Source organism: Pseudoalteromonas sp. S558 (assembly GCF_005886635.1).
In the GTDB taxonomy this organism is placed as follows: Bacteria; Pseudomonadota; Gammaproteobacteria; order Enterobacterales; family Alteromonadaceae; genus Pseudoalteromonas; species Pseudoalteromonas aliena.
This window is the reverse complement of sequence record NZ_PNDU01000123.1, coordinates 19,469-37,314: the sequence shown is the minus strand read 5'-3', so window position 1 is coordinate 37,314 and position 17,846 is coordinate 19,469. Positions and strand designations below refer to the sequence as shown.

Below are 17,846 nucleotides of genomic sequence, written 5' to 3'. Positions count from 1 at the left end.
AAGACCACTAACATATCGTTAGCCATTTTTATAACTGATAAAAATATATTTTAGCTAATATCCTTAACTGAATAAAAAATTTTTAACGACGTTATAGTGCAATTTAATTCGTTAAATTGATCAAAGATTTATGCAGTTTGGTATTAGTACATAAAAGCGATATATTTTTTAACTATAGAGATTATAAATACCAACCCAATACTCTTTTAAAAACAACATCACTTATTGTAATTCATCTCATATATTAATTTATTTATCATGCTTAAGGTATACAATAACGCAGGCTTTTAAATAAGGTACACTCAAAAGGTACAACTATGAAAAAACAGTTCAGCTTATTAGCACTTTTGTGCTCTGCATCAGGTGCTTACGCAGAGTCAGCGCCTAAAAATGTAATTTATATGATTGGTGACGGCATGGGTCCGGCATACACCACAGCTTATCGCTATTTTAAAGATGACCCTGCAACTAAAGAAATCGAAGGTACCGTTTTTGATACAATATTAAAGGGCATGGCGCATACCTATCCGGATGACCATACGTATGTAACCGATAGTGCAGCAGGTGCTACAGCACTTAGCAGCGGGCATAAAAGTTACAATGGCGCTATAGCCGTAGATACACACAAAAAAGCGGTTAAAACCATGCTTGAAATTGCAAAAGAGCGCGGTATGACAACGGCACTTGTTGCAACATCACAAATAAATCATGCAACGCCTGCAAGCTTCGCTTCGCATAATGAATCGCGTAATAATTACGATGCGATTGCTAACGACTACATAGACAATAAAATTGTTGGTAAATTACCAGTCGATTTAATGTTAGGTGGTGGTACTAAATACTTTATTAGAGACGATCGTAATTTAGTTGATGAGTTTAAAGCCGCTGGCTATCAATATGGCGATGACATTAGCAATCTCGGCCAAATAACTCAAATACCCGCTTTAGGTTTGTATGCGCCAAAAGGTTTACCTTTTGCACTTGATGAGAACCCAACTCGCCTTACGCAACTAACATCCAAAGCGCTTGATTTACTAGATACTCAAAACAAAAGCGGTTTTTTTGTGATGATTGAAGGCAGTCAAATAGATTGGTGTGGTCATGCAAATGATATTGCTTGTGCGATGGCTGAAATGGACGACTTTGCAAAATCAATTGAAAAAGCAAAAGCCTATGTCGACAAAAATAAAGATACTATTTTAGTAGTAACAGCCGATCACTCTACAGGAGGATTAACTCTTGGGGCACACGGTCAATACAAGTGGGAAACTGAAGTAGTTAAAGGCGTTAAAGCAACCGCAGGTAAACTTACTCAGTTATTACTTGATGCAAAAGATTTAAAATCAGTGTGGACGACTAACACGAACATTGAATTCACAACTGAAAATCAAATTAAACTTGAGCAAGCTAAAAAAATGGGCGACAAAGCGCTTAATTTAGCCGTTAAAAGTATTATTAGTGATACTAGCTTTACTGGCTGGACAACAGGCGGACATACAGCTGTAGATGTTCAAGTATTTGCCTATGGTAAAGGTAGCGAGCATTTTTTTGGATCACAGAACAATACTGACATTGCTGATAAGCTGATTGGCTTTATTGAAAAGTAAACTTTGACACTGTAATAAAAAAGCCCGAATGTGTGTTCGGGCTTTTTTATTCTGTCTTTAAAGCGTGCTAATAAACTTTATGCGTAAATATCAACACCTATTAAATTTTGCACTTCAGCACGGCGCTCTAAATTAGCAAATTCAGTATAAGTAGAAATTGCTTTGCTTACTTGAGCTGATGGTTGGTCGTAAATTGTTTGACTGTATTCGTTGCTTTTAGCGCTGCTTTTAAACAGTTGATTGGCAAGCTCTTCGCCTTTTTTACTGCTTTTTACATAATCGGTGTTCGCTTTTTGTGTAGCCGGTTGCTCTACTAAACTCTGTGGTTTATTAGTAACGACCTGAGTAGAGCTAACCCTCCCCGGAATATCTCCGGTAAAAAAACCTGAACCAATAGGCAGCGTCATTACGCATCTCCAACCTTAATATTGTTTAAAATTATGATTTAAAAACAACCAATTTGCAAATAATACGATTACTCACGCCCAGGTAGCTTTTTCCAAGTTACCGTATCACGAACATATTTAGGTTGAGCATCGCTTGCTTTGACAATATTACCCGCTAAAAACGCGGCTTCAACATGCGCTAACATATACCGGGCATCAGGTAACGTAATCTCATTATTAATTGTCACGTTTCCAAAGTTATTAAGCGCATCTGGGTAGGTTTTAAACCCAGTGCCCACTGCGATAGATGGCTCAGTAGAAGTAATATAGTCATCGCTTAATAGGTCAGGCTTTATTACACACTCTTGATTGACTAGTTGCACTAAATTATTTTTTGCTTGGTAATGAGCGAAATATATTTCCCCCATACGCGCATCTATACTAGGGAAAATACTAAGGCTGCCGTTTTGTTCAAACGCTTGTTGCGCCATAATAGCAAGTGTTGAAACGCCAACTAGTGGTAAGTTTGTTGAATACGCAAGCCCTTGTGCTATTGCAACACTAATACGCACGCCAGTAAAACTACCGGGTCCTTGACCAAAACCAATCACATCTAAATCTTTCAATTTACAGTTAGCCTTGGTTAACAACTCATCCACGAGTGGAAGTATTTTTTGGCTGTGCTGCTGCGGGCATTCTTCAAAATGATGAAATGTTTGGCCCTGAAAATGTAAAACAATTGACAGTGCTTCAGTAGAAGCGTCGAGGGCGAGGATATTACTTTTAATCATTTTATTACTCTAATTAATTTGTTGTAAAAATTTATTGGCATCTTCTAAACTCCGCGTGCGGCGCATTGGCGGTAAGCTCTTTAAAAACACTTGCCCATACTGACGTGTAACTAGGCGATTATCACATATTACAAGGACGCCTTTATCTTTGCTATCACGAATTAAACGCCCGACACCTTGCTTTAGTGCAATCACCGCTTGCGGTAATTGTATGTGTGCAAAAGGGTCTTTTCCTTGCATTTGGCAATCTTGCATTTTGGCTTGTAATAAAGGGTCATCGGGGGCTGCAAATGGTAATTTATCAATAATAACACAGCTTAGTGTGCTGCCGCGTACATCAACACCTTCCCAAAAAGAAGCTGTGCCGAGTAACACCGCATTACCATGGCGGGTAAACTTCTCTAAGATAATACGCTTAGACATTTGCCCCTGCATATAAACTGGGTAGTCTATTTGTGTGGTGAGTCCTTCAGCGACCAAATGCATCATTCGATAACTAGTAAAAAGCACAAAGCAGCGCCCTTGTGCTGATTTTATAAGTTCGAGTGTGAGTTTTACAATTGCGTGGGGCATGTTATCAGCGTGTGATTCAGGTAAATAACGTGGCAAACATAACAATGCCTGATTAGGGTAATCAAACGGGCTGTCTACCATCATGCTTTGCTTTGGTTTTAAACCCAAACTTGCGTTAAAGTGCGCTAATTTGTTGTCGACCGAAAGCGTAGCTGATGTAAACACAAAGCCTGCGCCAGTGTCTTGCATCATTTGAGCAAATTTAGCGGAGACATTAAGTGGTGTTATATTAATCGTTAAATAACGACGTGTTGTTTCATACCAATAACTAAAACCAGTTTGAGCCGTGTCAAACACACGCTCTAACTGGCCTTTAAAAGCAAGTGTTCGCTCAAACGGATGCTCTATTTTATCGCTTCTGTCTAAACACAGTTTAAGTACCTGATAAACAAAATCTAAATCACTGATCACACGATGAAGTGCTGCACAAATTTGTTTGTCGCTCAGTTTTTCTCGCCAGTCACCTCTGCTACCATCAACACCAAACTGCAATCGTAAATCTGCAACACTTGTCTCTAGCTTATTTAAGCTTTTACCGAGTTGCAGCATATCGGGTATTTCAGCTCTATAAATAGCACGTAAGTCATTAATTAAATCCACCAGCTTTTTAGTGCTAACACTCTCGCCAAAATAATCACTGGCAATTTCGCTTAACTGATGGGCTTCGTCAAATATATAGGCATCTGCTTTTGGCATCAATTCAGCAAAGCCGCTTTCTTTTACGGCCATATCGGCAAAAAACAAATGGTGGTTAATAACAACCACATCGGCATCGGCCGCTGTTAAACGCGCTTTGCGTATATAGCAGCTTTGAAAGTCTGGGCATTCTTTGCCTAAGCAGTTATCTGCCGTTGAGTTTACATAAGGCAGTACTTTGGCATCATCTTCTATACCAATGCAATCGGCTAAATCACCTGACTGTGTTTCACTGGCAAATTTAGCGACCATAGCTAATTGATGCATTACGTCTGAATCATCAGTAGGTACATGGGCAACATGCTGGTTAAGTCGGTAGGTACATAGGTAATTGGCACGCCCTTTTAATAAGGCGGTTTTTTTAGAGGCACTAAGCGCTTTAACAAGCTGCGGTAAATCGCGGTGATATAACTGCTCTTGCAAGGCTTTAGAACCGGTGGAAATGATGGTTCTACCTTTAGATTTAAGTGCAGGCGCTAAATAGGCAAACGTTTTACCTGTCCCCGTGCCCGCTTCAACTACCAATTGCGAACTGTTTTTTAATGCATCTGCAACGGCAACAGCCATATCTATTTGGGGCTGACGTGGTGTATATCCATCTAAAGATAACGCCAAAGGCCCAGTTGCACTAAACAGTTGTTTGATAATACCAATCACTTTACAAGAAATAATAGCGCGATTTTACGTAAGCTAAACATCAAGGGCAAGTAATTAAGTTATATAATAAAGGGGCATTGCCCCCTACTAATTATTATTGTGCGTTAATAGATAAGGTAATTCCACTTGCTGAACTATAGCCTTTTAAATCTATGTACCATGTACCCGCTTGCGGGTTATCAATACGACAGGTTTCGGTATTGCCATTTTTAAAAGGTCTACATTGATATACAGACTCTGTTGATGGGCTTGCAAAATTTAAGTACAAATCCGCATCTCCACTACCGCCGGTCATATTAACCGTTAATGCTGAATATCCTGCATCAAGATCTTGTGTGTATCGAGCCCAATTGTTTGCTGTTACAGAAACATTATTTTCTACCCGATTGATTGGCTCAAGTCCACTACCTTCATTATAGCTACCAGTCAAAGAAACATTAGTAATCGCATCCCATGCTTGGACCATGACATAATAAACTCCCGTTTGAGCATTACTTATTTCACAACGCTCATTACTTGAAGACGTTGTGCTTTTACAGTCAAAACTAGTGAGTGTCGGAGCTGAATTAAACTTAACGTATAAATCGGCATCCCCCGTACCACCTGATGTGGTGAAGTTCAAATTAGTTGCATTACTGGGTACTTTTAATGTGTACACACGTTCCGCTTTTGCATTTTCAGTGATACCAGACACTGCAACACCATTTTGTAGTTCGTTATCGATTGGTGGTACTACGTCGCCTGCATTTTTTGCCATTTCAGATGCATAACTCACAGCTAATTTTGCAAATTTACTCGCATGATCAGCGTCAAAGTTAGTGTCGTTAACAGTGTGAATTAATCGATTTATATCGGCCATTTTTGATTCAAATGGCATCGATGCTGTAAACCCCTGTTGATACCAAGATGCGTGATCCGAACATCCATATCCACATTGATCAAAACCGTAGCTAATAGAAGGCAAATAAGTATCAATAAGCTGACCCAAAAATTGATTTTGAGCATTGGTCGTGTAATCAGTCATCATCACAATATCTTCATTGCTGCCGTTGTTGCCCGTCATATCAAACTGCACCATACCTACAACATTTTTACCTTGTGATTTATATGCAGAGGCAATCGCCTTTGACCCTCTTAAACCCACCTCTTCAGCTGCAAACCCCATTATATGAATTGTTCTTTGCGGCTTGTAGTTATTATCGACAATTGCTCTTAACACTTCTGATAATACAGCAATACCTGAGGCATTATCATCCGCACCTGGAGAGCGTCCATTTGTTGGATTTGATTGGTTAATCGAATCTAAATGTCCACCTATAACAACAATCTCATCCGCTTTTTCATCCCCTGGTATTGTGACTATAATTGAAGATTGCGCCCAACTATGTGTAAAGTATTCAACGCTAATATCACTGCGACTTGTGGCTAATTGTTGCCAGTAGTTTTTTAGCCATTGTGATGCATCTATTCCTGTTTGAGCTGTATAGTAGCGGTTGTAGAAGTTGCTCATTGAATTAACAGTATTTGTTAAATTATTTGGGCTGACACTATTTATTAGTTGCTGTGTTGTTTGCGCGTTATCAATACTATAGTTAAAAGCCAAAGCACTTTGATTTTTAACAGCAGCTAGTTGCTGCGTGTATTGCTTAGCTTCATCAAGCGATTCATGCGCTACAAAACCACCGCACCGGTGGTAATTATCATGCATAAATTCACTCAGGCCTGCTATATTTTCGGGCTTTACCTGCAAAAAGTTAACCGTATCTAATTCAGTTGTACGCATACTTAATGATTCACGTGATTTGCTTACTGTTTTTTGAGTCTGCTGGTAATGTTTTGCTGCAATAGGATCTATTGTCACCCAAATATTTTCGTTGTCTTGTGCATACAGTGGTTGAACAATTAAGGTACTGGCGCTAACTAACGCGACATTTAGTAAATGTTTCATAAATTGATTCCTTTTAAATCGAGCTATATTCATAGAAAGTGACATTACTAAGATAAAAAAGGGAGCGGATGCTCCCCAGGAATGAATTTAGTTCGCTTTAATATCTAGCGTTACACCACTTGCAGTGCGAAAGCCTTGTAAATCGATATGCCAAGTTCCCGCTTGTGGATTATCGATAGTACAACTTTCGTTATTGCCATTTTTATAAGGGCGACAAACGTAAGCATTTGTACCCGACTCTGTTCCAAAGTTTACATATAAATCAGCGTCACCACTGCCTCCTGCAATTGAAACATTAAGTGAGCTGTAGCCTGCACTCAAATTTTGAGTAAATCGAGTCCAGTTTCCAGCATTGACACTCACATTTTCTTCAGTTCGATTGATTGGTGTTGTGCCACCCGTATCGCCATCAAAACTGCCAAGTAACGAGACTCCTGAAATTTGATCCCAAGCCTCAACCATTACATAATAAGTACCCGCTTGAGCATTACTAATAGAGCAGCTTTCGTTACTGGTTGAAGTTGTGCTTTTACAATCAAAGCTAGTAAGCGTTGGCTTAGTCGCAAATTGTACATATAAATCAGCATCACCTGTTCCACCTGACGTGGTAAATGCTAAATTACTCGCACCTGCAGGAACATCCAGTGTAAAGAATATTTGCTGTTTCGCTGAGCCACTGATGTCAGGACGAGGTACGCCATTCGAGAGTGCTTCGTCTTCAATTGGAGGCACTGAATCACATGAACTTCCAGCACTCAAACTAGAGGTAACACCAACAGCACTTAATGCCGCTTTTACGTCATTTGGCTCATAATTTAAGTCACAGGCTGCATCCATAACCCCATTACCGGCAAGATCCCAGTTAGTACTTGCTGTCCAATATTGTTGATTTGCACGCGCCATGACTAAAAATGCTTTTTTCGTATCCCAACCTGGTGTTGTTGCTAAATTATAAAACGCTTTATTAAATACTCCTGAGCTATGATGTACATCCATTCCTGAAGAATAACTACTTTGATTGTCTATTGAGCGCCCATCTTGTGTCGGATTGTTCATATAGCGCAATGCACCATTGCCCTTGAATATCTCTTTTCCGACTAGCCAATCATTACTGCCTTTCATGTAAAATTCAGCAGCTTCACCCGCCATGTCAGAAAAAGCCTCGTTTAAGCCGCCTGATTTTCCACTATAAACTAAGCCAGAGTTTTGCTCAGTAAAGCCATGGCTCACCTCATGAGCAGACACATCTAAGCTCACCAATGGATAGAACGTATTTAGACCATCGCCAAATGTCATTGCACGACCATCCCAAAATGCATTCTCATAGTTACTGCTATAATGCACTCGCATTTGTAGTTGAAATGAAAGTGGCGGCGAGCCGATCCAATCGTTGTACATGTTAAAAATTACGTTGCCAAAGAAGTGTGCGTCATTAAGTGGTGAATATGCACCGTTGATTTCTTTAAACGTATTTTCAGGGCAAGTAAATGAATATGCACTTGTACCACTTGTGCCACCATTCAAATTAATGGTTTTTACATTGCTATTATTCATTGTGCAGTTATTACCAGACTGCGTAACATCTAGGCTGGCAAAATCAGTACCATAAATATACTGGCCCGTTTTTAAATTACCGCCTGGGCCTGTTGCATCTGCATGTTGAAGGTTGTCTAAGCTAAATAATAGCTCACCCGAGTTCGCATCAATGATTTGATATGGACGAGATGGATTACTTCCGTAAGTAACATAAGATACTTCATAAACAAGATGCGCCTTACCTTGCTCATCAACCCAAATTGCTAATTGCGATTTCTCGTCATGCTTTTCTAAACCGACAGATTGAAGCGCCTGAGGAGATTTTTGTAATCCTTTAGCTATCGCTAACTGTTTATTTAACTTTGGGGTTACCGTGTTTATATCACTTGAAATGTCATATACCGCAGCACCGTGAGCATGTTTAAATTGCCCGTTGCTGTTAAAGGTTAAACTCACTCTGTCACCTATAACAGGTAGGCCATTGTATACTTGCTGAAATAATCGAGTTGTGTCGCCGTTATTACTTTTAATTTCTTTAATTACAACTAATTTGTTCCCGGCCTCTAAGCCAACTAATTGATCTGGGGTCGCTGTTGATGCAGACAACGTATTATTAGTATTTACGTGTTCATTTAGGTATTTCTTATTTGCGGCTACTGCGCTTGATGCTTGCATTAATGTAAAAGCAGCAAGAGTTGCAATTGTTATTTTTGATAATTTCACGTTTACGCTCCATTAGATTATTTAGTTTTAATGTACTTTGTTAATCGGCACTACCTGTTCCCGATTAAGGATCAGCCTAGGTTACAAATAACATAAATGAAAATGAAACAAATAATTTACAATTAAAGTATGAGATAATAAATTAAGTTATTTATATTCAATATATTGGTATAACAAAGATAAGGAAAAACAAATCAGTCGGTAACAACATGTACACATAAGTTTACTTTCTGTTTTATTTTTACACACTTAATTAACAATTGAATTGCATTTAAAATTAAATATACACATTAAAAAAGGCCCTATCTGGGCCTCTTTACTTTAATTATGGGATCTTCATTAGGCCCATGTATCTAAATGTGGGGGATCGTCGTCATCAGCGCTAGTCTTTGTTTTTTTTGTTTGATCGTCGAGGGTATTGAGCTTTTTCTTCTTTTGTAACTCACGCTTTTTTTTATTTTCTAGATCGACCTTTTCAGCTGCGGCTCCACTTTGTACACCCGCAATATGAAATGCCCCTTTAGATTCAACAGCTAAACGAGTGATAGTTCCTAAGTAAGGGATCATGATGTCCATACGTACTTCCTTATTTAACTGTTTGACTAATAAACAATTACATTATTAAAACTACATGTATTATCTTCTATAGTATCGACAGTTATAAGATATACTTTAATTTAGCTAAATAAAACTTGCCATAATCAGGCTATTTATGTTTTTATAAATGCGAAATTTATTTAAACAGATAACAACTGAACGTTAACCAAATGACGGGCAGTTATATAGGATAAAAAATGCGCTTAAACCTGACAACAGTACATCATCACCACCATTCATCGGAATAACCTGTCAGGTCTTTCGCTGAGAGGTTATTCCTAAAAGGAACCTCTGGCGATTCAAATAACATTGATTCATTTTCGCCCTGAGGTTCCCCTCGGGGTTTTTAGTTTTTAAATTAAAGGAAAATGAATAATGAACAACAGTAATCGTCTACGTATCGCCATCCAAAAAGGCGGCCGCCTATCTAAAGATTGTCAAGATCTACTAAAACAGTTAGGTGTTAAGCTTAACCTTCGTGAACAACGCTTAATTGCACACTCAACTAATATGCCAATTGACGTACTGCGTGTACGCGATGACGATATTCCGGGTTTAGTAATGGACGGTGTATGTGATTTAGGTATTGTTGGCGAAAACGTACTAGTAGAAGTTCAAGCAGAACGGATGCGCCAAGGTGTGCCAAGTGAAGTAACCAAACTTTCAAAACTAGACTTTGGTTACTGTCGTCTTGCACTTGCATGGCCACAAGAGCTTGGCGCGCGTGATAAGAGCTGGTTTGAAGGCAAACGTATTGCGACTACCTACCCAGAAATCTTAACTCAGTGGTTAAAGCGCGAAGGCATTAACGCAAGTACAGTAATGCTTACTGGCTCTGTTGAAGTAGCACCGCGTGCGGGTTTATCTGATGCAATTTGTGATTTGGTGTCTACTGGCGCAACACTTGAAGCTAACGGCTTGATTCAAGGCGATACAATTTTAGAATCAAACGCGTGTTTAATTCAAAATAAAGATCTTCAAGATGCTGACAAACTAGCACTAATCAATAAGCTTATGCCGCGCCTACGTGGTGTTAGACAAGCTAAAGAAAGCAAATACATCATGTTACACGCACCAAAAAACAAACTTGATGAAATTTGTGAAATTTTACCAGGTTCTGGTCAACCTACTCTACTTGCCCTTGCTGGTAACGATGAATACGTAGCACTGCACATGGTAAGCAGCGAAACATTATTTTGGGAAACAATGGAGCAGTTAAAAGCCTTAGGCGCTAACTCTATTTTAGTTATGCCAATTGAAAAAATGATGGAGTAAGTGCCATGCTTCGTTGGAATGAGGAATCTTCACAAGTACAAACAGCGGCGTTAATGCGCCCTGCAGTTTCTGCCAGTGCCAAGGTTGAAGCTATATGCAAAACTATTTTAGCTAACGTAAAAGAGCAAGGCGATGAAGCCTTACTTAGCATGGCTAAAGAGTTTGATAATAGAGCTAATCCTCGCTTATGTGTTCCGCTTGATGAAATTAACGCATCTGAGCAAGCACTAAGTGCAGAGCTTAAATACGCAATTGACACCGCTTATGCAAATGTTAAACGTTTTCACGAAGCGCAGTTGCCAAAAGATATTAAATTATCAACCCAACCAGGCGTTGTATGTGAACTGAAATATCAAGCCATCGAAGCAGTCGGTATTTATGTACCCGGTGGCAGTGCTCCACTGCCATCGTCGGTTATTATGCAGGGTGTATTAGCGCAGTTAAGCGGCGCAAAAACCGTTGTACTTGCTACACCAGTACAAGGTGATAAAGCGATTAACCCTGCTATTTTATATGCAGCTAAGTTATGTGGCATTACTACGTTAATAGAAAGTGGTGGCGCAGGCGCAATTGCAGCAATGGCGTATGGCACCGAATCGGTTCCTAAAGTGAACAAAATATTTGGCCCAGGTAATAGCTTTGTAACAATGGCTAAACAGCTCGTTGCGCAAACTATTCCAGGTATGGCAATTGATATGCCAGCAGGTCCGTCTGAAGTACTTGTTATTGCAGATGAACGTGCAAACCCAGAATTTATAGCCGCCGATTTACTCTCACAAGCAGAGCACGGCGCAGACTCGCAAGTTATTTTATTATGTAACAGCGAAAGAATTATAGAACAAACTCAGCAGGCACTTACACGCCAGTTAGCTAATTTGAGCCGTAAAGAAACAGCCGAACAAGCGCTCGCTAATTCTTCACTTATTTTGGTTGATTCAGTTGAGCAAGCATTTGATGTATCGGCGCAATACGGCCCAGAGCACTTAATTTTACAACTAGGCGATGCAACACCTTACCTAGATAAAGTTAAAAATGCAGGCTCAGTATTTGTAGGTGACTACACACCAGAATCTGCAGGCGATTACGCATCGGGTACTAACCACGTGTTACCAACATATGGTTACAGTGCAACATACTCGAGTTTAAACTTGCTTGATTTTTTTCGTACATACACAGTGCAAACAATTACTAAAAGTGGTTTAACGCAGCTTTCAAAAGCAATTTTACCACTTGCAGATGCAGAAGGCCTTGATGCCCACGCTAATGCGGTTTCAATTCGTTTAGAGGCAATTAAAAATGAGCAATGAGAGCGCACAAGCGTCTAGCTTATTACCTAAAAATATTGCAGCCCTTGCTGCATACAGCTCTGCAAAAAGTGAAAAGCTAACCGGTACTACGTGGCTCAATGCTAACGAAAGCCCGTATGCTAAAAACCTTGAACTGAGTATTGAGGATTTAAATCGCTACCCCGATCCACAACCGCAACTGGTTATTGACCGTTACGCCGCTTATACAGAGCTTGAAAGCGAAAATGTATTAATGACGCGCGGCGCAGATGAAGGCATTGAGCTTTTAGTGCGCACATACTGTGAGCCAGCTAAAGATAGTATTGCGCTATTTTTACCAACCTACGGTATGTACAAAGTTACCGCCGATACACACAACGTTGGTATTAACGCGCTTACCCAAGAATTATTATTAAGTGGCAGTGCTGACGAAATAGTTGCAGCTGTTGGCAGCTCAAAACTGGTATTTATTTGTAACCCAAATAATCCAACGGGCAGCCTAACACCACTTGATAAAGTAAAAGCGATTGCAACAGCACTTATGGGTAAAGCACTGGTTATTGTTGACGAAGCCTATATAGAGTTCTGCCCAAAGCAAAGCGCCACAAAACTTATTAATGAGTTTAGTAATGTAGTGGTTTTGCGTACGCTTTCTAAAGCCTTTGCGCTAGCAGGGCTCAGAACAGGCTTTACGCTTGCACAAGCGAGCGTACTAGCGCCAATTCGTAAAGTCATTGCGCCGTATCCAGTATCTGGCGTAGTGGCAAGTATTGCAGCGCAAGCAATTGCACCCGATGCAATTACATCAATGCGCCGCCAAGTTACTATTTTAAATAGCTTAAAAGCTAAGTTGGTAGATTGGCTAAACGCCTCCCCTGCTGCATTAAAAATTCTCACTGGTGAAGGTAACTTTGTTACTTTAAAATTAGCCGATAAAAACTACTTTAAAATTGCACTTGAGCAAGGTTTGGTTATGCGCGCTTTTACACTATACGGTGAAGACGACTGGCTACGAATTTCAATTGGCAGTGAACAAGAACTTGAACAAGTAAAAATTTGGTTAGATGGCTTACAAACGCCGGCTACCGCAGCATCTTTAGCAGGAAACGAAGTATCATGAGTAACCCCTATTTATTTATAGACCGCGACGGCACTATTATTGAAGAACCAATTACCGACAAACAGGTGGATAGCCTTGAAAAGCTAGCATTTTTACCTGGTGTTATTCCTGCGTTATTACAATTACAAGCCGCAGGTTACCGTTTAGTAATGGTGTCTAACCAAGATGGCTTAGGCACAGACAGCTTCCCGACTGCTGACTTTGATATAGCACAAGATAAAATGATGGACATAATGCAAAGCCAAGGCATTAGCTTTGACGAGGTATTAATTTGCCCACACTTTGACGAGCAAAATTGTGACTGCCGTAAACCTAAAACGGGCTTACTTACCGAGCTTATGCGCTCTGGCAAAGTAGACTTAGCGCGCTCTTTTGTTATTGGCGATCGCCAGACCGATATTGGCCTTGCTCAAAATTTATCTTGTGAAGGTATTTTATACGACGGCGATTGGAGTGCGATAGTGACAAAATTGACTACCGCAAACCGCGAAGGTCGTGTTACACGAAACACTAAAGAAACCCAAATTGATGTAGCCATAAACTTAGATCAAACTAAAAATGGCAGCATAGACACCGGTCTTGGCTTCTTTGATCACATGCTTGATCAAATCCGCACGCACGCAAACATTGGTTTAAACATTAAAGCCAAAGGCGATTTACACATAGACGAGCACCACCTTGTTGAAGACATTGGTATTGCTCTTGGTGTCGCACTTAAACAAGCCCTCGGTACTAAATCGCAAATTGCACGCTATGGTTTTGCTCTTCCTATGGATGAATGTAAAGCTGAAGCACAAATTGATTTATCGGGCCGTGCATCATTTGTATTAAACGCTAACTTTAGCCGCGAAAAAGCCGGTGATTTAGACGTACAAATGGTTGAGCACTTTTTCAAAAGCTTAAGTGATAACGCCGCCATTAGCCTTATTTTATCGGTAAGCGACGGTAACTGTCATCACCAAGTAGAAGGCTTATTTAAAGCGTTTTCACGTGCACTTCGTATGGCAGTAGCACAAGACACGACCCAACAAACAGCCAGCTCTAAGGGATGTTTATGATTGCCATAATTAATACCGGTTGTGCCAATATAAATTCAGTACGTTTTGCGTTTGAACGCTTAGGGCAAACGCCAACAGTAATTACATCACCAGAGCAATTAGCGGGTTTTGAGCGCGCTATATTGCCAGGTGTAGGCCATGCATCGGTTGCTATGAAACGCCTAGTCGATAACGGTTGGCAACAAGCTATAAATGAATACCAGCGCCCGCTTATGGGTATTTGTTTAGGTATGCAGTTACTGTGCGAAAGCACCGAAGAAGGTAACGTACAGTGCCTAGGTAAAATACCAGGACAAGTAAAAGCGCTTGATGTAGGCAATTTAACGTCGCCGCATATGGGTTGGAATAACTTAAGCGTTAATAAAGAGCATGCATTAACTAAAGGGCTGACGCTCGATGAGCAAGTGTATTTTGTTCATAGCTTTGCGCATACGGTAAACGACGCCACACTCGTGAGCGGCGAGTACGGTCAAACCTTTTCAGCCATTGTTGCTAAAGACAATTACGCGGGCATGCAATTTCACCCAGAGCGCAGCGCAAAAGTTGGCGCACGTTTATTACAAAATTTTGTTGATTGGCAGTTGTAAGCTGCCCATTAACTAACAAAAAAGAGATTATTTGTGATTATTCCAGCATTAGACGTATTACAAAATCAAATTGTGCGCTTGTATCAAGGTAAATACGACACAGCACAATTTTACCCTTTCGAACTTGGCGCGCGTTTAAAAGAATACGCCGACAGTGGCGCAGGTAAACTACACCTTGTTGATTTAGAAGGTGCACGCGATCCAAGTAAAAAACAGTGGAAACATATTCAAGCTGCAACCAAAGCACTTAACGTACCGTACCAAGTGGGTGGCGGTATTCGCTCAGAGCAAGATGTAAGTGATTGGCTAAAAGCCGGTGCAAACCAAGTTGTTATTGGTTCAATGGCAGTAGAAAAACGCGAACAAGTAAAAGCCTGGATTGAGCAATTTGGCGCAGAGCATTTTGTAATTGCTCTTGATGTAAATAAAACAGCCACGGGCTGGGCACCTGCTACGCACGGTTGGTTAAGTGAATCTGAATTTGGTTTACTTGAGCTGGTAGATTTTTATGTAGGCTTGGGTGTTATTGATTTTTTATGCACGGACATCAGTAAAGATGGCACCATGACGGGTCCATCGTTTGAGCTTTACGAAGACCTAACTCGTCATAACAGCACGATTAAAGTGCAAGCCTCAGGGGGCGTAAGCTCACTAGATGATATTAAAAAGCTTAAAGAGCTAGGTGTTGGCGGCGTTATTTTAGGTAAATCATTGCTTGATGGCGCATTTAGCGTTGAGGAGGCACTGGCATGTTATCAAAACGCATAATCCCATGTTTAGACGTTAAAGACGGTCAAGTAGTTAAAGGCGTTAAGTTTAAAGGTCATGAAGTTGTTGGTGACATTTTGACAATGGCTAAAGCCTACAGCGAAGCTGGCGCCGATGAACTGGTTTTTTACGAGATCAGTGCAAGCGTTGAAAAACGCCTACTTGATGTAAACTGGGTAGAGAGTATTGCACGCAATATCGATATTCCATTTTGTGTAGCCGGCGGTATTAAATCAGTGGCTGATGCAGCGCGTGTTTTAGAGCGCGGTGCTGATAAAATAAGCATTAACAGCCCTGCTATTGCGCGCCCTGAACTTATTAAAGAATTACACGATGAGTTTGGTAAGCAATGTGTTGTTGTAGGTATTGACAGCTTTTTTGATGAAACGACCGGCGAGTATTTAGTGTATCAATTAACCGGCGATCCTAATGCATCAAGCCGTACACGTTATAAAACACAAGAATGGGTTAAACGTGTACAAGACTTAGGCGCAGGCGAAATTGTATTAAACTGTATGAACCAAGATGGTGTTCGTAACGGTTACGACAACGAGCAGTTAAGTAAAATTCGCAAGCTATGTAACATTCCTTTAATCGCCTCTGGCGGTGCGGGATCAATGCAAGATTTTGTTGATGTATTTAAACAAAGCAAAGTAGATGGTGCATTAGCCGCCAGCGTTTTTCATAAAAATGTGATTAACATTGGCGAACTAAAACAATTTTTAACAGATAACCAAGTGGCAGCAAGATTATGCAAGTAACACAACAAAACCAAGCTCAAGTCGATTTCGCTAAAAGTGACATGATCCCTGCTATTATTCAAGATGCCCGCTCGGGTGTTATTTTAATGCAAGGCTTTATGAACAGCGAAGCACTCGCTGTTACGCTTGATACCAATAAGGTAACGTTTTACTCGCGTTCAAAATCGCGTTTATGGACCAAAGGCGAGTCATCAGAAAACTACTTAAACGTAGTATCTGTGCATACCGATTGTGACTACGATTCAATTTTAGTACTTGCCAACCCAGAAGGCCCAACGTGCCACTTAGGCACACAAAGCTGTTTTGGTGATGAAGCAAAACCAAGTTTAAGCTTTTTAGCACAGTTAGAAGATGTGATTGTTGCGCGTAAAAATGACGACCCTGAAAAAAGCTACACAGCGTCATTATTTGCAAAAGACTTAAGCCGTAGCTGTCAAAAAGTAGGTGAAGAAGGCGTAGAAGTTGCCCTTGCCGCTATGAAACACGATAACGATGAGCTAACAAACGAGTCTGCTGATTTAATTTATCACCTGACTGTATTACTACAACGCCAAGGCTTAGCCCTTGAAGATGTAGTTAAATGCTTGCAAGGTCGCCATAAATAGCACCTGCTAAAGCAAATTGAAAAAGGCTCATATCTTATGGGTCTTTTTATTTTTACAGTAAATCACGTGTGATATAGTGCGTGGCTAAATTAATCGGTTACTGTGAACTATGAAAAACTATATTACTCCTTCTATTGTCGCATTTATTTTAGTTATCGCGTTTATTTTAGCGGGCTGTACCAGCAAAACTAATCAGACTACAACTACAGCAACCACTACTACAACGAATCAGTCTGTAAAAACCACAGTAACACTCGATGAATGCAGCACCATAAATAACCTAATAAATGGTTATGAGTCTGGTTTTAATTCAATCAAAACAGATAAAGTAAATAACCAGTTTACTAATAAATGGCGTACTAATACTCATATTATTGGAGCAACCTGTACGGTTACTTTAAATAAGTCAGAGCAAGCAAGCTACCAATGCCAAACGCCTATTAAAACACAAACGCAAACAGTAAAGTCTCATCAAAAACTGGCTAAGCAATTACGCCAATGCTTAACCACAACAGGTTGGTTTGAAAGCCAAAAAGAAACAGCAAGTTCAATTTACAGCACCTTTGTACTTGATACTAAAACCCCTGTCATTACACTCTCTACCAATCAAGAAGGTAATGGGTTCACTACTAGCTTTGAAATTGCTCCACCGTTAGGACTTTAATAATGCGCCAATTAAATCAAAACAAAAAACCATCTAAATTTAAAACCGATTGCTTAGGAATATGCGAAAGGCGCAGCGGTTACTGCACCGGTTGTGGGCGTACCAACGAAGAAATTTTTGATTGGATAATATTATCTGAAGATGAAAAAAAATCGATTTTAGAAACACCACGAGCCGATATCACAAAAGCGTAATAGAGCTAAAAGCC

Annotated in this window: 17 protein-coding genes; 11 read left to right on the top strand and 6 right to left on the bottom strand. The window is 40.1% G+C overall.

Translation table 11 applies throughout. The annotated features are described in order from the left end of the window. Window positions 1–317: 317 nt before the first annotated feature. Window positions 318–1,607, top strand: a complete 1,290-nt coding sequence (locus CWB66_RS09945; protein WP_138585257.1) for an alkaline phosphatase — start codon at window positions 318–320, stop codon at window positions 1,605–1,607. A gap of 77 nt (window positions 1,608–1,684) precedes the next feature. On the opposite strand, the gene CWB66_RS09940 is transcribed toward CWB66_RS09945, so the two are convergent. The 6 genes from CWB66_RS09940 to CWB66_RS09915 all read right to left on the bottom strand — a co-directional run bounded on the left by CWB66_RS09940 (window position 1,685) and on the right by CWB66_RS09915 (window position 9,493). Further along, window positions 1,685–2,014: a hypothetical protein gene (locus tag CWB66_RS09940; RefSeq protein WP_077535275.1), complete on the bottom strand. Its 330-nt coding sequence runs from the start codon at window positions 2,012–2,014 to the stop codon at window positions 1,685–1,687. A gap of 68 nt (window positions 2,015–2,082) precedes the next feature. After that, window positions 2,083–2,784, bottom strand: a complete 702-nt coding sequence (tsaB, locus tag CWB66_RS09935; protein WP_138585256.1) for a tRNA (adenosine(37)-N6)-threonylcarbamoyltransferase complex dimerization subunit type 1 TsaB — start codon at window positions 2,782–2,784, stop codon at window positions 2,083–2,085. A 9-nt stretch (window positions 2,785–2,793) separates the two neighbouring features. Next, the gene (gene yoaA / locus CWB66_RS09930; RefSeq protein ID WP_077535273.1) at window positions 2,794–4,710 is read right to left on the bottom strand and encodes a DNA repair helicase YoaA; all 1,917 of its coding nucleotides are present in this window, start codon (window positions 4,708–4,710) and stop codon (window positions 2,794–2,796) included. 94 nt (window positions 4,711–4,804) lie between these two features. Beyond that, window positions 4,805–6,658 (bottom strand): M28 family metallopeptidase, encoded by a 1,854-nt coding sequence (locus CWB66_RS09925; protein WP_138585255.1) that lies wholly within the window; start codon window positions 6,656–6,658, stop codon window positions 4,805–4,807. A gap of 87 nt (window positions 6,659–6,745) precedes the next feature. After that, window positions 6,746–8,917, bottom strand: coding sequence for a M4 family metallopeptidase (locus CWB66_RS09920; protein ID WP_138585254.1), 2,172 nt, complete (start codon window positions 8,915–8,917; stop codon window positions 6,746–6,748). A gap of 339 nt (window positions 8,918–9,256) precedes the next feature. Then, complete coding sequence (locus CWB66_RS09915; RefSeq protein WP_138585253.1) at window positions 9,257–9,493, bottom strand: hypothetical protein; 237 nt, start codon at window positions 9,491–9,493, stop codon at window positions 9,257–9,259. Between the two features lie 396 nt (window positions 9,494–9,889). On the opposite strand from CWB66_RS09915, the gene hisG reads away from it, so the two are divergent. The 10 genes from hisG (at window position 9,890) to CWB66_RS09865 (ending at window position 17,832) form a co-directional block, all read left to right on the top strand. Continuing rightward, window positions 9,890–10,789 carry an ATP phosphoribosyltransferase gene (hisG, locus tag CWB66_RS09910; RefSeq protein ID WP_138585252.1) on the top strand — a complete coding sequence of 300 codons (900 nt, stop codon included), beginning with the start codon at window positions 9,890–9,892 and terminating at the stop codon, window positions 10,787–10,789. A gap of 5 nt (window positions 10,790–10,794) precedes the next feature. After that, a complete protein-coding gene (gene hisD / locus CWB66_RS09905; RefSeq protein ID WP_138585251.1) occupies window positions 10,795–12,096 on the top strand; it encodes a histidinol dehydrogenase in 1,302 nt (433 codons plus the stop codon). After that, window positions 12,086–13,195 (top strand): histidinol-phosphate transaminase, encoded by a 1,110-nt coding sequence (gene hisC, locus CWB66_RS09900; RefSeq protein WP_138585250.1) that lies wholly within the window; start codon window positions 12,086–12,088, stop codon window positions 13,193–13,195. Before hisD ends, hisC begins: the two co-directional genes overlap by 11 nt. Further along, the gene (gene hisB / locus CWB66_RS09895) at window positions 13,192–14,253 is read left to right on the top strand and encodes a bifunctional histidinol-phosphatase/imidazoleglycerol-phosphate dehydratase HisB (protein ID WP_138585249.1); all 1,062 of its coding nucleotides are present in this window, start codon (window positions 13,192–13,194) and stop codon (window positions 14,251–14,253) included. Before hisC ends, hisB begins: the two co-directional genes overlap by 4 nt. Continuing rightward, window positions 14,250–14,840 (top strand): imidazole glycerol phosphate synthase subunit HisH, encoded by a 591-nt coding sequence (gene hisH / locus CWB66_RS09890; RefSeq protein WP_002960265.1) that lies wholly within the window; start codon window positions 14,250–14,252, stop codon window positions 14,838–14,840. The genes hisB and hisH overlap by 4 nt, the downstream gene beginning before the upstream one ends. A 33-nt stretch (window positions 14,841–14,873) precedes the next feature. After that, complete coding sequence (locus CWB66_RS09885) at window positions 14,874–15,608, top strand: 1-(5-phosphoribosyl)-5-[(5-phosphoribosylamino)methylideneamino] imidazole-4-carboxamide isomerase (protein ID WP_010552951.1); 735 nt, start codon at window positions 14,874–14,876, stop codon at window positions 15,606–15,608. Beyond that, a complete protein-coding gene (gene hisF, locus CWB66_RS09880; protein WP_138585248.1) occupies window positions 15,590–16,369 on the top strand; it encodes an imidazole glycerol phosphate synthase subunit HisF in 780 nt (259 codons plus the stop codon). Before CWB66_RS09885 ends, hisF begins: the two co-directional genes overlap by 19 nt. After that, the gene (gene hisIE, locus CWB66_RS09875) at window positions 16,360–16,974 is read left to right on the top strand and encodes a bifunctional phosphoribosyl-AMP cyclohydrolase/phosphoribosyl-ATP diphosphatase HisIE (protein ID WP_007376299.1); all 615 of its coding nucleotides are present in this window, start codon (window positions 16,360–16,362) and stop codon (window positions 16,972–16,974) included. Before hisF ends, hisIE begins: the two co-directional genes overlap by 10 nt. A 109-nt stretch (window positions 16,975–17,083) precedes the next feature. Next, entirely contained in the window at window positions 17,084–17,638 is a 555-nt protein-coding gene (locus CWB66_RS09870) for a hypothetical protein (RefSeq protein WP_138585247.1), read from the top strand. Between the two features lie 2 nt (window positions 17,639–17,640). Continuing rightward, entirely contained in the window at window positions 17,641–17,832 is a 192-nt protein-coding gene (locus tag CWB66_RS09865) for a DUF1289 domain-containing protein (RefSeq protein WP_077535263.1), read from the top strand. The last annotated feature ends 14 nt before the right edge of the window (window positions 17,833–17,846 follow it).